A 12447-nucleotide genomic window follows, 5' to 3' on the forward strand; every position below is an offset into this window, starting at 1 on the left:
TCTGTGCTGATTTTAGTAGTGAGTGTGAGGCATTCTTAAATCTCATACTCCGTTTTGGAAAAATAGAATTAGAGCTATAGATGGCAGAGCAAAAGTTTGACTTGGTTGTAATTGGTTCTGGTCCCGCTGGTGAGGCCGCCGCAATGAGCGCTGCGAAAAAAGGCATGCGTGTCGCAGTGATTGAAAAACGCCAAGTAGTGGGCGGTAACTGTACCCATAAGGGCACCATTCCCTCCAAAGCTCTGCGCCACTCTGTCAAACAATTAATGCGTTATAACACTCAGAGTGTTTTTCGTGCTTTGGGTGAACCGCGCCGCCTAACCTTTCCTCAGGTGATGCAAACGGTCAATAAAGTGATTTCCTATCAAGTGGAAATGCACACCTCTTTTTATGCGCGTAATCGGGTTGAGCTAATCGTTGGGGCGGCAAATTTCCGCGATGCGAATAGTGTAGAAGTACAGCTGCCCGATGGCGCCACAGAAATTGTCACCGCGAAAAAATTTATTATTGCCACGGGTTCCCGTCCATATCGTCCCGCAGATGTGGACTTTGATCATGAGCGTGTCTACGACAGCGATATGATTCTGGATATGCAGCATACACCGCATTCCATCATGATCTACGGCGCCGGCGTGATTGGCTGTGAATACGCTTCTATTTTCGCTGGTCTTGGTATCAAGGTAGATTTGATCAATACCCGCAGTAGCCTGTTGGAATTTCTGGATGATGAGATCTCTGATGCCTTGAGTTACCACTTGCGAGATATGGGCGTTACCGTTCGCCACCAGGAGGAGTATGCGCGTGTGCTCCCTAATGATCAGGGCGTGATTATGGAAATGCAATCAGGTAAGCGTATCCATGCAGACGCGCTGCTCTGGTGCAACGGTCGTACAGGTAATACCAGCTCCCTGGGCCTGGAAAATGTCGGCCTCGAAGCGAATCACCGCGGCCAGTTAAGCGTAGATGATCATTACTGCACGGAAGTGGATAATATCTTTGCAGTGGGCGATGTTATTGGTTGGCCCAGCCTTGCCAGTGCCTCCTATGACCAGGGTAGGGCGGTAGCAGCAGCTATTGCCGGCCGCGGGCACCGTGTAATCGAGGATGCGCCCACTGGTATTTATACCCTGCCGGAAATTTCCTCAGTAGGAAAAACAGAATCCGAACTGACAGCCGCCAAGGTACCCTATGAGGTGGGGCGTGCGCTCTTTAAACACACTGCACGCGCACAGATCTCTGGTGAGCGCGTGGGCATGCTCAAGATCCTGTTCCATATTGAAACCCGTGAAATTCTCGGCATTCACTGTTTTGGTGCCGAAGCGGCAGAGATTGTGCATATTGGTCAGGCCATCATGAAGCAGCCCTCGCCAAATAACACCATCGATTATTTCGTTAACACCACATTTAATTACCCCACCATGGCAGAGGCCTACCGTAGTGCCGCACTGGATGGTCTCAACCGGGTTGCAAGATTATGACAGAGCCCTCTCCCCATGAATTTCAGGAGTTGGTAAAGGGATTTTTTGAAAAGATCCCTTTTAATCAGCAGATTGGCCTTGAAATGCGCTCCCTAGACCTAGAGGCCCTTACCCTTTCCGCCGGGTTTCAACAACGTCCGGAGTTGATAGGTAACGTCTGGACGAATATTTTGCACGGTGGCGTAATTGCCACCGCCCTGGATACTGTCGGTGGCCTTACCGCAATGGTTGCTGCATATCAGCGCATGGGGGATCTGCACTGGAAAGAAAAAGCCGATCGCCTTTCTAAGCTGGGTACGGTAGATATGCGCGTGGATTATTTAAAGCCCGGAAGGGGTGAGCACTTTCTCTGTGAAGGCTCAATTCTACGCACAGGCAATAAACTCGTGGTTGCGCGTATGGAGTTGAGTAATGACCGGGAAGAATTAATTGCTACTGGGACTGCCACATTTCTCTATTGATGCCTGGTTGCCTTTCGTTAAATATAAAGGTTAATCAGCGCCTTTGAGCTTTATGGGTGTTGGTGAGTATTTTCTGCAAAATAAACATGAGAGAAGATAATGATTTTCTAAGCTGTTGGCATATGTAAAAGCTTGTATTAAGAGGCTGGCTAAGTTTCCGTGGTTAAGGGCTAAGCTAATTTTAACTGAGATTGACTGTTATATAGTGCATTATGAGAGATGTAACTTTAGATAATTTTAAGTTTATTCTAATATTCTTGGTGGTTCTTGGTCACATGGTTGAGCCTGTGATGGGAAGGTATGAATGGGTTAAGTCTATTTATGTATTCATTTATCTGTTCCATATGCCGATGTTTGCTTATGTTTCGGGTGTAGTATCATCACGTGATTTAAACGATAAAATGGTTCGCGGGCTTATTGCTAAGCTGTTGGTCCCCTACTTTTGTTTGGAGTTAGTCTACTCTATATTTGACTATATTCTCTTTTCTAAGGGGAGTTTAAATGTGTCGCCATTGATGCCGTACTGGATCTTGTGGTATTTGTTAAGTCTTATTTTTTGGAGGCTGATGCTTCCAGTTTTTGTTCAGTTGAGGTTTCCTGTAGCTATAGCTGTAATCGCAGGCTTAGCCTGTGGAATAAATAATCTTGATTACAATTTATCTTTCTCAAGGACTTTTGTATTTTTCCCTTTCTTCTTGGTTGGCTATTTCTATCATTCGCGTATCGTTGGGAAAATGCAAGGTTTTAATGGTAGTGCGCTAGTGGGTTCCAGTGTTATCTTTTTGGTCTTCACGATACTGTTGGCTGTACCAGGTGTTCAGGAATTTAAAGTTGGCTGGTTGTATGGGAGTAGATCTTATGCTCGATTGGGTGCTGAGTGGGAATATGGTGTCTTTTACCGGTTTTCTCTATATATTTTGGCGCTGATTCTTGGCCTTTCATTGCTTTCTATTGTGCAAAAGACTAAAAATATTTTTACGAGTTATGGCGAAAATTCGCTTTATATATATGTCTTGCATGGGTTTGTTGTTAAAGGTTTGGTTTTTCTGGGAGTGTTCAGTTATGTTGATAGTTCCCTTAAGGTTGTTTTTTTGATTCTCGGCTCATTGCTTCTGTTGCCTGTGTTGAGCTTGAGATATTTAAAGGTTTTAGCCCGCCAGATGATGAATCCATTTGGGTTGGTTAGTTTGGTTTTGTCGAATAAGCGGGAGCGCATCACCGAGTTTACATATCAGCGTCAACAATAGGTTTAAGCAGGGAGCTGGAAGGCTTCCTGTTGTTTGTGCAGTTGTTGGTGTTTTGCTACCTTGTGAAATGGGCGGTATGATGAGTTTTTCTGAAGGTTAATTTTTAACAAGTAATTACATCTTATGTGTAAATGGCGAGTGTATAGTTGTCCAAAATTTAAGTGGCTTTTGGGTGCTTAGGTTTTTGTATTTGAGGTGTGGAGCCGGTGTGTTGTTGGTGGTGTTTTCAATGTTTATTCCTTTTTTTGAAGTTTGGTAGTATATAAGTAATTTTACAGGGAATACAATTTTAAGTGTGGCTCGAACTGATAAATAACTTTAAAGGGTTTATGTTTTTTGGGTCGTTTATGCGTTGCTTGTTGGATGATCTGCGTAACTTCCAGCTTGATTTGAGTTCTTAAGGTCAGCTTGCTGGAGGGGGTGCCCCTATCTGGATGTCGAGTTTCGTTTTAGAGTTCAAAGGGATACGCTGATAATATCTATATCGAATTAATGCTCAAATTCTTTAAGTAGCTTTAAAAATTTATAGTGCAATTAACCTTCATGCAATATGGAAAAGGTACGAAACGAGGATAAATCATAATTCCATTTTATTCCAAGTTGTGATGATTTCTGGTCATGCAATAGTGATCTCAATTTTTAAGGCTGCTTACTTTTTTGGGCCGCCTCCTATCCTACCTTGATACTAGGGAGGTAACTCCAATTTGTAGTGGTCAACTATCTTTGGGTGGTATGTTATGGTTTTCAACCGCTTTCGTGGACGTCACTTAGCCATTTTGTTGGTGGGGATACTCCTTGTTGTAGTGGGTCATTAAATAATGGCTAATCTCTCGGCTTGTTTTCTGATGGCGGTGTAACCGCGAGAGGGAACCCACTCACTTTCCAGAGTTCGAAATGGTCTTTCTATTGGTGTATTATCCCAGCAATTTCCACTTCGACTTATACTTTGGGTCATAGGGAAGCGCCACAATCGTTGGCAGAACTGATGGCTTGTGTGCTGGCTCCCTTGACCCGAGTGGAACATAGATTCATCGGGCTTTCCTTGCTGCTCCTAGGTCATTTCCAGTGTCTTTATCCTAGTGCAGTATCAGGTTCCCCTGAGATGGTCCATTCAAAGATACGGTGGGTATGTAAATCTATAATGGTAGCTAGGTAACACCAGCTTAAACCAGTCCAGATAAAGGTAATTTCACTTGCCAAACTTGATTGGATTTTCTAAATTAAACTGGAGATCAATTGCATTTGGTGTGTCTAATTGCTCAGCGCTTGCTCTCTCATGCTTGTAAGGATCAGATCCTTTACACACCAAGCCCGCCTTGCACATTAGTCTTTGGACTTAAAAGTGATCTCCGACTCAAAAATTGAGTATACGATTGTGTTGCTTCCGGTAGAGCTATGGTTGTACTTGGATACCTCAGCGGTTTTGGAGCAGAGTGCCATTCTGTGTATGCCAGCGGAAACCTTGCTTTTCCTATATTCGTAGAAGCATGATTGATGTATTTTAAATATTGTGCAGGCCAGTTCTACGGATTCCTATTCACTCAATTGGTCTATCTGTACGTACGATTCATCTCGTCGTACATCAAGTGAGCGGCTTTCTTTTTAGGGACTCTTTGCGAGTGAAAGATTTTGCCGGGGTATTTACTGAATTTTGTGTTAGAGCCGTTAACAAAACTTTGTAGTCACCATGAAAGTCATGACTGAGGAATTTTTCCGGGTGACTATTTTGGCTCATTGAAATAAGTTGATATTTTCGCATGTAGCTGAATGGCGCGCCACACAAATTAAAAGCAGCCTATTGTACAGGTCAGAGGTTAAATAACATATTTAAAGCTCATGAGAAGAGTGTTTATGTGTGCTTTAGTTTTCATTGTTTGATATCTATTGCTACTTTAATTTCTCGCCTATTTAGTTATAGGTCTGTAAGTTCTTGTATTCTGAGGTATTTGGCTGTGTCCCTTCCATCGGTTAGGCTGCTTGGTAAATAGTAGGTGCGATCTAATAAGAACTTTATATGTATCGTTTGCTTAACAGCCAGCAGCTTCTAAGTACTTAATACGAGAAGAACTGTAATGGTGATTAGTCTCTTCTTGGCTTGACACTACATATTTAGAATGCTTGCGTTGGGTGACAATATTGCAGTAATGCGGGCGTTATGATCACTATAAAAGGTAATGGGGGGTAGTAGTGTCAAAATTTTGAAATAGCCTATGTGGCTTTTTCTGACGACGGAAATGTCTTATGGGACGAAAGTTCTGTTATTAATGTTAATCAAATGAAAAGGGAAATTTTATGCAAAAAAATAAATTTTATAAGCAGGCTCTAAAAGGAGTTTTGGGTTTTCTAGTTGTTTCAGCTAGCTGGCAGGCTCAAGCCTTCACTTGCCCACAATTGGCCGATGTTACATTGCCACCAAAGTGTAGCTCTGTAGACTTAGAGAGTTGCAATGCTGCAGTACAGAATATAATTCCTGCTGCGGCCTGCGCAATTTTTGAGGTTTCGCCCGCTGCTAATGATGCAACTTTAGTGCTACGTTTTACGACATTAATAACCAACTCCTGGTTTGATGCAACAGCACCTTATCACCCTACTGCAAAAGGTGTTTATTCTGACATTGCAAGGATGCCTCAGCCATCGGATAACAGTGAATTAAATATTGCACTTTCTTACGCATCTCATAAAGTGCTAAGTGGGTTGTTTCCACATTTGGTACCGGAATGGGATAACATGCTGGTTGAATTAGGTTTGGATCCCTACAACCTTTCTGAAGATACTACTACGCCGATTGGTATTGGCAACTATGCCGGCCGAAAGGTATTGGAAGGGCGCGTCAATGACGGTATGAATCAATTGGGTAATGAGGGAGATCAGCTATATCATCGTTTACCCTATGCCGACTATACCGATTTCAAGCCAGCTAATACGGCATACAAATTACGTTTCCCTTCTAAGTGGCAACCAGCTGTTTTAATGGAGCGCCCTGGCGTATTCCGGGTTCAGCAATTCGTAACCCCTCAAATTGCACTGACAACACCCTATAGCTATGAGTCTCCGGACGAATTCACTTCTCCAATACCTCTAAAGTCAAAAATTTGGAACTATCCAAGTTATGTTGCGCAAGTTAATGATGTACTGAATACGTCAGCAAGCTTGACGGATGAACAGAAGATGAAAGCCGAGCTGTTTGATATGAAGATATTCAGCTTGGGCTTTGCTGCTGTATTTGCATCTGAATCTCAAGGTCTTTCGTTGATGGACTTCATTCATTATGACTTCCTCACCAATATGGCCGCTTTTGATACCGCTATTGCAATTTGGAAAGAAAAGCGTCGCCATAATTCAGTACGGCCTTTTTCTGCCGTTCGTTATATTTATAAGGACGAGCTAGTTACTGCTTGGGGTGGCGTAGGCAAAGGAACAGTGAACGACTTGCCAGCTAGCCAATGGACAAGTTATTTACCTGTAGCAGATCATCCGGAATATCCCTCTGCATCTGCCAGTTTTTGTGCAGCTCACGCAGAAACAAGCCGCCTATTTTTACCTCAAGGCGATACGTTAGGGTATAGCGTACCTGCTCCTGCGGGAAGCTCACAGATTGAACCTGGTATAACACCGCAAGCTGATATGTATTTGCATTTCCCGACCTGGACATCGTTTGAGGAAGACTGCGGAAACAGCCGTGTTTGGGCTGGTGTGCACTTTGAACCTTCAGTACCAGCGGGCCAAAAGATAGGTCGTGAAATTGCGAGCCGTGCCTATCAATTTTATCTTTCAAAAGTGGCAGGCGAATAATAAGGATTTATCGGGGCGGAGAGTGTATTTGCTGATTCAATGGTATGATTAATGATTACACTCTGCGTCTTGCTCCTTAATGCGCAATCTTTCCGCTTTGTCATAGCGGCGTATCGGAACTTGGGTGAGGTGACTAGATTTTCCTGAGCTGTTAAAGTGTTTGTTATTTTGATTAATTTTTCCTTAGTTATGGATAGAGAGATGTAACCAAAATGAGGAAATCAGATAGGCTTTTTCAGCTTGCGAACATTTTAAGAGCTTACCAGCCTATAACTGCAAAAGAACTTGCCGAAAAATTATCTGTTTCTGAACGGACAATATATAGGTATATGGATGATCTCTCTGTATCGGGGATTCCTGTTTATGGTGAAGCATGTGTAGGGTATCGCCATTTCAAATGGGTTTGAGCTTCCCCCATTACAATTAACACAAGAAGAATTTGAAGCACTTATTATTGGTTTAAATTTACTGTCTTCATGGACTGGGGCTGAGTTAAAGCAATCTTCACTTTCACTGTTAAGTAAAATTGAAGCTGGTTTACCTGATCTTGGGAAGTATGACCTCCATAAAACAGTTAGGGTACCAGGTAAGCATTTAAGATCAGTGGACTTCAGTTTGTGGGACCAGCTTCATAAAGCGATTAGTCTAAAGCAATGGATTTATCTTTCATATACTTCCCTGGTAGGCAGTAGGTCAAAGAGAATCGTTTATCCCTTGGGTCTCTTCTATTGGGGTGGCAAATGGACCCTTGGTGGATGGTGTGGTTTAAAGCAAGATTATCGTGACTTTAGAATTGATCGTATTGAAAGCCTTGACCTGGAAGTGCCCCAGCGTGAACTTCCCACTAATGTAAGCTTGTCAGATTATATTGAAGTGCAGAAAAGCTCATCTTTGCAAAACACTACTGACACAATGCTGTCAGGAGTCTAACCCGATAATGCGACCTCCACAGAAGGAGTGAATCATGTTATATCACAATCGAACGGCTGATTTTATAGGTTTTGAATTTGCTACATTTCGTCTCGGGGAAGGTGTTTCGGAGAAAGACTTGATAGCACTCTCAAAAGAGGTGGATGATGCGTTTTTATCCAAGCAAGAAGGTTTGTTATCTCATTTCCTTCTGCGAGGTAAAAATGACATCTACGCTGATGTCGCTTTAGCCTCAACCCAGGAAAGGGCTGAACAGATTTATCAGTTGTGGCTGGATAATGAAGTTACAAGAAAGTATTTGCAGCTCCTTGACTCGGAATCTGTTGATATGACATTTTGGTCGAAAATTGTTTGATGGATAGCTAGGCACAGAACGAAAGTAATAAGGAGTATCACTTTGTGCTGCTCCTTATTTATAACAGTTTTGATCCGAACTGAGAGGATGTCTTCGAGAAGTACTTATTTTGTTCAAATGTAAGTACTTCAATTGTTCCTTCGGGTGTAGGTTTCGCCTTGCTGCAATAACTGGTAGGAAGTAATGTCCCTCTCCTCAAAAGTTCCCCTTCAAGGTTTCCTCTTGCTTTGGGACTGTCAGGTCTTCAATTGATTTACAGTGATGATTAGAGCGATGTAAGGCTGTTTCGGGGGCAGTAAGAAGTTGCCCCCGAGTAATACCTTCATTGGACGTTATTTGCGCACAAGTAACAAGCCGGTTTCGGTGTGGTCTGTGTAGGGGAATTGATCAAATAAGGCAAAGCGCTCGATGCGGTGGGTCCTACTCAAGAATTTGAGGTTTTCCAGCTGGGTCTCCGGATTACAGGAGATATACAGAATGCGAGGGAAGCGCGCAACCATTGCACAGGTATCTTCATCCAGACCGGCGCGGGGGGGATCTACCAGCACAGTGTCAAAACTGTAACTATCAAGGTCTATATGAGCGAGGCGGCGAAATGGGCGAACCTTATCGATAGCCTGGGTAAACTCCTCACTGGATAAGCGCACGATATCCAGATTATTGATGCCGTTTACCTGAATATTCTCCTGGGCAGAGTTGACCGAAACCTTGGAGATTTCAGTGGCCAGTACTTTCTCAAAATTTTCACTGAGTGGAATGGTAAAGTTGCCATTGCCGCAATAGAGTTCAAGCAGGTCGCTGGAGTTTTGGCCGCAGGCATTCTTGGCCCACTGGATCATGGAGCGGCAAATGTGCCCATTGGGTTGGGTAAAGCTGCCTTCTACTTGTTTGTACTGATAGCTCTTGCCATCGATATCCAGTTTTTCGGTGACGAAATCTCGTTCTAACACCATTTTCTGCTTGCGAGAGCGCCCAAGGATAGGGAAGCCCAGTTTTTCTTGTAAGGCCCTTGCTTCCCGCTCCCAGCTCTCTTCCAGCTGTTTGTGATAGATGAGTGTGATGAGCGCATCACCACTCAAAGTGGTAAGGAATTCGGCGGAGAACAGGCGCTTGCGCAGTATCTCGCTGCTGTTAACGGCCTCCAAGACCTTGGGCATTAGCTGATTCATTAGCTCCGAGCCCACGGTAAATGTATCGATGATAAAAGGCTTTTTATACTCACCCTGGCGATACATGGCGTAATGAGCTACGCCGCCTTCATGCCAAACCTTGAACTCGGCGCGAAGCCGGTAGTGAATGGGCGGAGATGGAAATAGCTCAGGCTCCAGATTAGTAAATTCACGATAGGCCTCGGCCAGGCGCTTGGCCTTTGCATGGAGCTGGTCTTGATAGTCGTCGGTGTTAACGCGGTGCAGTGCCATATTAAAATACGGTAGTCTCAATGGTAGAGCGGGCGCGAATTATATAGGAATCCGTATGGCAATAGGTGAGATTGCAATAAGAGTGTCTGGGCAGGGGCTTCAGGAGTTTACCAGCCAAGTGGCCGATTGGGTGTCGAGGCTCAATGTGGGGGAGGGGCTTTGTACGCTATTTATACAACATACTTCGGCGAGCCTGCTGATCCAGGAGAATGCCGACCCCAGCGCGCGCAGGGATCTTGAGCAATGGCTCAATCGGCTGGTGCCAGAGGATGATCGCCTATACACCCACACACTTGAGGGGCCGGACGATATGCCGGCCCATATCAAAGCGGCCCTGACTGCCACCAGTCTCTCGATCCCCGTTCAAAATGGGCGGCTAATGTTGGGTACATGGCAGGGTATCTATTTGTGGGAGCACCGACACCACCACGGTGAGCGCAGAGTCATTCTCCATATCTAAATGTTCGGCCTAGAGGCAGTTGGTGGGCTTGGGGAGGCCGGCAATTTTGCTGGCAATCTTGGCAGGACTTGGTGGGAACAGCTGCATGAGGTAGATGCTGCGGCCTTTTTCTGAGCCCAGGTGCTGGCCGATAAACTTTACTAGCGGACGCATAGCGGGAGACAGTTCAAACTGGCGATAAAATTCCTGCAGCAGCTCAATGACCTCCCAATGGGCGTTGGTCAGCTCGATTTTCTCGGCGTGAGCTAGTTCTTCGGCCACATCGCGGCTCCAATCATTGAGGTCTCGCAGGTAACCCTCTTTATCTAGAGGGATTTCCCGGCCATTTACAGTTAGGTTGCTCATTGTATTTATCACCGGAACCAACTGACGATGGGGTTATGCTCGGTACATAATTGCACCCAGCGAGCATCGTTGATCATCTCTACTGAGGCGAGTGGCGAGCTGGCCTGTATGCCACGGGCTTCGCTATCGGCTATCAGGCAGTAGACCTTTGTTTCTTGTAGGTCGTGCAAGGCTTGGTGCTTCAGGGCGTAGACCCCGTCTTCAAGTAAGAGCAGGGCATCGCCTTCGGTGAGACTCTGCAGGCAATCGTATAGGGCCTGGCTGCTAAAAGGCGATTTACTGACAATATGTAAGGTCATTTCAAAAACTCAACACGCACTGGTAAACAGCGATTAGCTTCCCAGGCTTAGCAACCAGGGAGATTTCCGCTCCGGGAATCTGTATTTGGTCAGGGTGAATACCTCTTTGCTCCAGGCTGTGCTGGCACACATAGAGCTGTTCGACACCAAACATGGGGAGTGCCATAAGGTTCCGGTACAGGTTTTTTTGTTCTATGACCTCTGGAGCTTGGTTGTCCAGTAGTTGGAATACGCCATCGCCCAGGAATAACAAATCAACGTCCTGTTCCATAGCCGCTGAGGCGAGCACAGCTTCAATCCCCTCTCGTGCCAGGGCGCTACCATAGGGTGCAGCCCTGCATAGGGCCAGGGTCTGGTTACCCATTGTTAACCTCCAAAAGTGATCAGGCGCTCAGAGTTGGCAACGGCATCGGTGAGCTGGCCAAGGCCGGCCAGTTCGAAGCCTTCTGCAAGATTGGCTGCGGGCTTTTCCAGGCGGTTTGCTTCCCGCTGGCTTAAGACACCGCGTCTCTGCGCGGCGGCGATACAGACGACCAAATCCAGGTTGTGTTTTTGTTGCAGTGATTGCCACTCACCGATCAGGTCGGCTTCGTCCTGGGGGGGCGCGGCAATATTGTTGCCGTTTTGTATGCCATCACAGTAGAAAAAAATCCGGTAGATTTCATGACCCTCGGCCAGTAGTGCTTTGGCAAAGCGCAATGCGCTGGCTGCCGATTGCGAGGCGTGTGGAGCGGAGTAAATTGCCAGGGAAAACTTCATAGGGGGCCAAATAGTAAAATGCCCCGCAGAGCGGGGCATTGGGTCTAGCTCAGCAGCACTTATGCTTAGTCGTCAGAGGAAGCGAACCCAAGAATGTGCAGCAGGCTGGTGAACAGGTTGAAGATATTCAGGTACAGGGAAGCCGTTGCCATCAGGTAGTTGGTTTCACCGCCGTTGATGATACGGCTGGTGTCATACAGGATGAAACCTGACATCAGCAGGGCAACAACACCACTCAGGGCAACGCTGACCAGAGGCATATGAATGCCGAAGAAGCCTGCGATGATGACTGCCAGGAAGCAGACCAGTACAGCGATCAGGCCAACAGCCAGGAAACCACCCATAAAGCTGAAGTCTTTGCGGGTAGTCAGTACGTAAGCAGACAGTGCAAAGAAAATCAGGGCTGTGGTACCTAAAGCTTGCATTACGATCTGGCCGCCGCCAGCGAGGCCCAGGTAATGGTTAAGCAATGGGCCGATAGATGCGCCCAATAGGCCGGTGAATGCGAAAACAACACCTACGCCGGCGCTGGAATTGGCAGTGCGTGGCAGAACGAACCAAATCAGGGCCAGGGCTCCCAGAGAGCAGATCAGGCTCATGCCGCGGCCCATGCCGACGGCCATAGAGATACCGGCTGTGACAGCACTAAAAAGTACAGTCATGGCCAAGAGGGCATAGGTATTGCGCAACACCTTCGCCGATTCCGAGCGGTCCAGTGCACGGGTATTTGTATAAGCTTGCGGTTGCATTTAGCGACTCCTGCTATTTAATCGATACCGGAATCATATAGCTCGCGGTGGGGACCATCAAGTCGGGAAATCCCTTTTAGGCGCTGGCTATAAATTGAGTTGAATTCGAAAAACCGCAGTTTTTTCAGGGTTTTAGTCGAATCTTCTCCTG

The 12447-nt window shown here is 45.8% G+C and carries 14 protein-coding genes; 8 read left to right on the forward strand and 6 right to left on the reverse strand.

Features of this window, described 5'->3' with window-relative positions; translation table 11 throughout:
- Positions 1 to 80: 80 nt before the first annotated feature.
- From sthA to ACJJIT_RS07920, 7 genes are all read left to right on the forward strand, one after another.
- The gene (gene sthA, locus ACJJIT_RS07890) at positions 81 to 1478 is read left to right on the forward strand and encodes a Si-specific NAD(P)(+) transhydrogenase (protein ID WP_252081948.1); all 1398 of its coding nucleotides are present in this window, start codon (positions 81 to 83) and stop codon (positions 1476 to 1478) included.
- Positions 1475 to 1939 carry a thioesterase family protein gene (locus ACJJIT_RS07895; RefSeq protein WP_252081947.1) on the forward strand — a complete coding sequence of 155 codons (465 nt, stop codon included), beginning with the start codon at positions 1475 to 1477 and terminating at the stop codon, positions 1937 to 1939. The genes sthA and ACJJIT_RS07895 overlap by 4 nt, the downstream gene beginning before the upstream one ends.
- A gap of 212 nt (positions 1940 to 2151) precedes the next feature.
- Positions 2152 to 3186, forward strand: a complete 1035-nt coding sequence (locus ACJJIT_RS07900) for an acyltransferase family protein (RefSeq protein ID WP_444900568.1) — start codon at positions 2152 to 2154, stop codon at positions 3184 to 3186.
- A gap of 2292 nt (positions 3187 to 5478) precedes the next feature.
- Positions 5479 to 6978: a vanadium-dependent haloperoxidase gene (locus ACJJIT_RS07905; protein WP_444900569.1), complete on the forward strand. Its 1500-nt coding sequence runs from the start codon at positions 5479 to 5481 to the stop codon at positions 6976 to 6978.
- A gap of 212 nt (positions 6979 to 7190) precedes the next feature.
- Positions 7191 to 7385 carry a helix-turn-helix transcriptional regulator gene (locus tag ACJJIT_RS07910; protein ID WP_444900570.1) on the forward strand — a complete coding sequence of 65 codons (195 nt, stop codon included), beginning with the start codon at positions 7191 to 7193 and terminating at the stop codon, positions 7383 to 7385.
- Between the two features lie 196 nt (positions 7386 to 7581).
- A complete protein-coding gene (locus ACJJIT_RS07915; protein ID WP_444900571.1) occupies positions 7582 to 7908 on the forward strand; it encodes a helix-turn-helix transcriptional regulator in 327 nt (108 codons plus the stop codon).
- Between the two features lie 34 nt (positions 7909 to 7942).
- Positions 7943 to 8263 (forward strand): hypothetical protein, encoded by a 321-nt coding sequence (locus ACJJIT_RS07920; protein ID WP_444900572.1) that lies wholly within the window; start codon positions 7943 to 7945, stop codon positions 8261 to 8263.
- Positions 8264 to 8595: 332 nt separating this feature from the next.
- Here the strand turns inward: ACJJIT_RS07920 and trmA are convergent, their stop codons facing one another.
- On the reverse strand, positions 8596 to 9684 hold the full coding sequence (trmA, locus tag ACJJIT_RS07925; RefSeq protein ID WP_444900573.1) for a tRNA (uridine(54)-C5)-methyltransferase TrmA: 1089 nt from the start codon (positions 9682 to 9684) through the stop codon (positions 8596 to 8598).
- A 55-nt stretch (positions 9685 to 9739) separates the two neighbouring features.
- On the opposite strand from trmA, the gene ACJJIT_RS07930 reads away from it, so the two are divergent.
- Complete coding sequence (locus ACJJIT_RS07930) at positions 9740 to 10144, forward strand: secondary thiamine-phosphate synthase enzyme YjbQ (RefSeq protein WP_444884653.1); 405 nt, start codon at positions 9740 to 9742, stop codon at positions 10142 to 10144.
- Between the two features lie 9 nt (positions 10145 to 10153).
- On the opposite strand, the gene ACJJIT_RS07935 is transcribed toward ACJJIT_RS07930, so the two are convergent.
- From ACJJIT_RS07935 to ACJJIT_RS07955, 5 genes are all read right to left on the reverse strand, one after another.
- Positions 10154 to 10489: a TusE/DsrC/DsvC family sulfur relay protein gene (locus ACJJIT_RS07935; RefSeq protein WP_444900574.1), complete on the reverse strand. Its 336-nt coding sequence runs from the start codon at positions 10487 to 10489 to the stop codon at positions 10154 to 10156.
- 8 nt (positions 10490 to 10497) lie between these two features.
- Entirely contained in the window at positions 10498 to 10788 is a 291-nt protein-coding gene (gene tusB / locus ACJJIT_RS07940; RefSeq protein WP_444900575.1) for a sulfurtransferase complex subunit TusB, read from the reverse strand.
- A gap of 1 nt (position 10789) precedes the next feature.
- Entirely contained in the window at positions 10790 to 11152 is a 363-nt protein-coding gene (gene tusC, locus ACJJIT_RS07945) for a sulfurtransferase complex subunit TusC (protein ID WP_444900576.1), read from the reverse strand.
- 2 nt (positions 11153 to 11154) lie between these two features.
- Positions 11155 to 11547 carry a sulfurtransferase complex subunit TusD gene (tusD, locus tag ACJJIT_RS07950; protein WP_444900577.1) on the reverse strand — a complete coding sequence of 131 codons (393 nt, stop codon included), beginning with the start codon at positions 11545 to 11547 and terminating at the stop codon, positions 11155 to 11157.
- 65 nt (positions 11548 to 11612) lie between these two features.
- Positions 11613 to 12296: a Bax inhibitor-1/YccA family protein gene (locus tag ACJJIT_RS07955; protein WP_152453311.1), complete on the reverse strand. Its 684-nt coding sequence runs from the start codon at positions 12294 to 12296 to the stop codon at positions 11613 to 11615.
- Positions 12297 to 12447 lie beyond the last annotated feature (151 nt).

It is taken from the genome of Microbulbifer mixtoriginis (SeqCode) (genome assembly GCF_052467515.1).

Bases quoted from the DNA above. Each gene is read 5' to 3' on its own strand.
- sthA (WP_252081948.1), top strand. From the start codon at position 81: ATGGCAGAGCAAAAGTTTGACTTGGTTGTAATTGGTTCTGGTCCCGCT.
- ACJJIT_RS07895 (WP_252081947.1), top strand. From the start codon at position 1,475: ATGACAGAGCCCTCTCCCCATGAATTTCAGGAGTTGGTAAAGGGATTT.
- ACJJIT_RS07900 (WP_444900568.1), top strand. From the start codon at position 2,152: ATGAGAGATGTAACTTTAGATAATTTTAAGTTTATTCTAATATTCTTG.
- ACJJIT_RS07905 (WP_444900569.1), top strand. From the start codon at position 5,479: ATGCAAAAAAATAAATTTTATAAGCAGGCTCTAAAAGGAGTTTTGGGT.
- ACJJIT_RS07910 (WP_444900570.1), top strand. From the start codon at position 7,191: ATGAGGAAATCAGATAGGCTTTTTCAGCTTGCGAACATTTTAAGAGCT.
- ACJJIT_RS07920 (WP_444900572.1), top strand. From the start codon at position 7,943: ATGTTATATCACAATCGAACGGCTGATTTTATAGGTTTTGAATTTGCT.
- trmA (WP_444900573.1), bottom strand. From the start codon at position 9,684: ATGGCACTGCACCGCGTTAACACCGACGACTATCAAGACCAGCTCCAT.
- ACJJIT_RS07930 (WP_444884653.1), top strand. From the start codon at position 9,740: ATGGCAATAGGTGAGATTGCAATAAGAGTGTCTGGGCAGGGGCTTCAG.
- ACJJIT_RS07935 (WP_444900574.1), bottom strand. From the start codon at position 10,489: ATGAGCAACCTAACTGTAAATGGCCGGGAAATCCCTCTAGATAAAGAG.
- tusB (WP_444900575.1), bottom strand. From the start codon at position 10,788: ATGACCTTACATATTGTCAGTAAATCGCCTTTTAGCAGCCAGGCCCTA.
- tusC (WP_444900576.1), bottom strand. From the start codon at position 11,152: ATGGGTAACCAGACCCTGGCCCTATGCAGGGCTGCACCCTATGGTAGC.
- tusD (WP_444900577.1), bottom strand. From the start codon at position 11,547: ATGAAGTTTTCCCTGGCAATTTACTCCGCTCCACACGCCTCGCAATCG.
- ACJJIT_RS07955 (WP_152453311.1), bottom strand. From the start codon at position 12,296: ATGCAACCGCAAGCTTATACAAATACCCGTGCACTGGACCGCTCGGAA.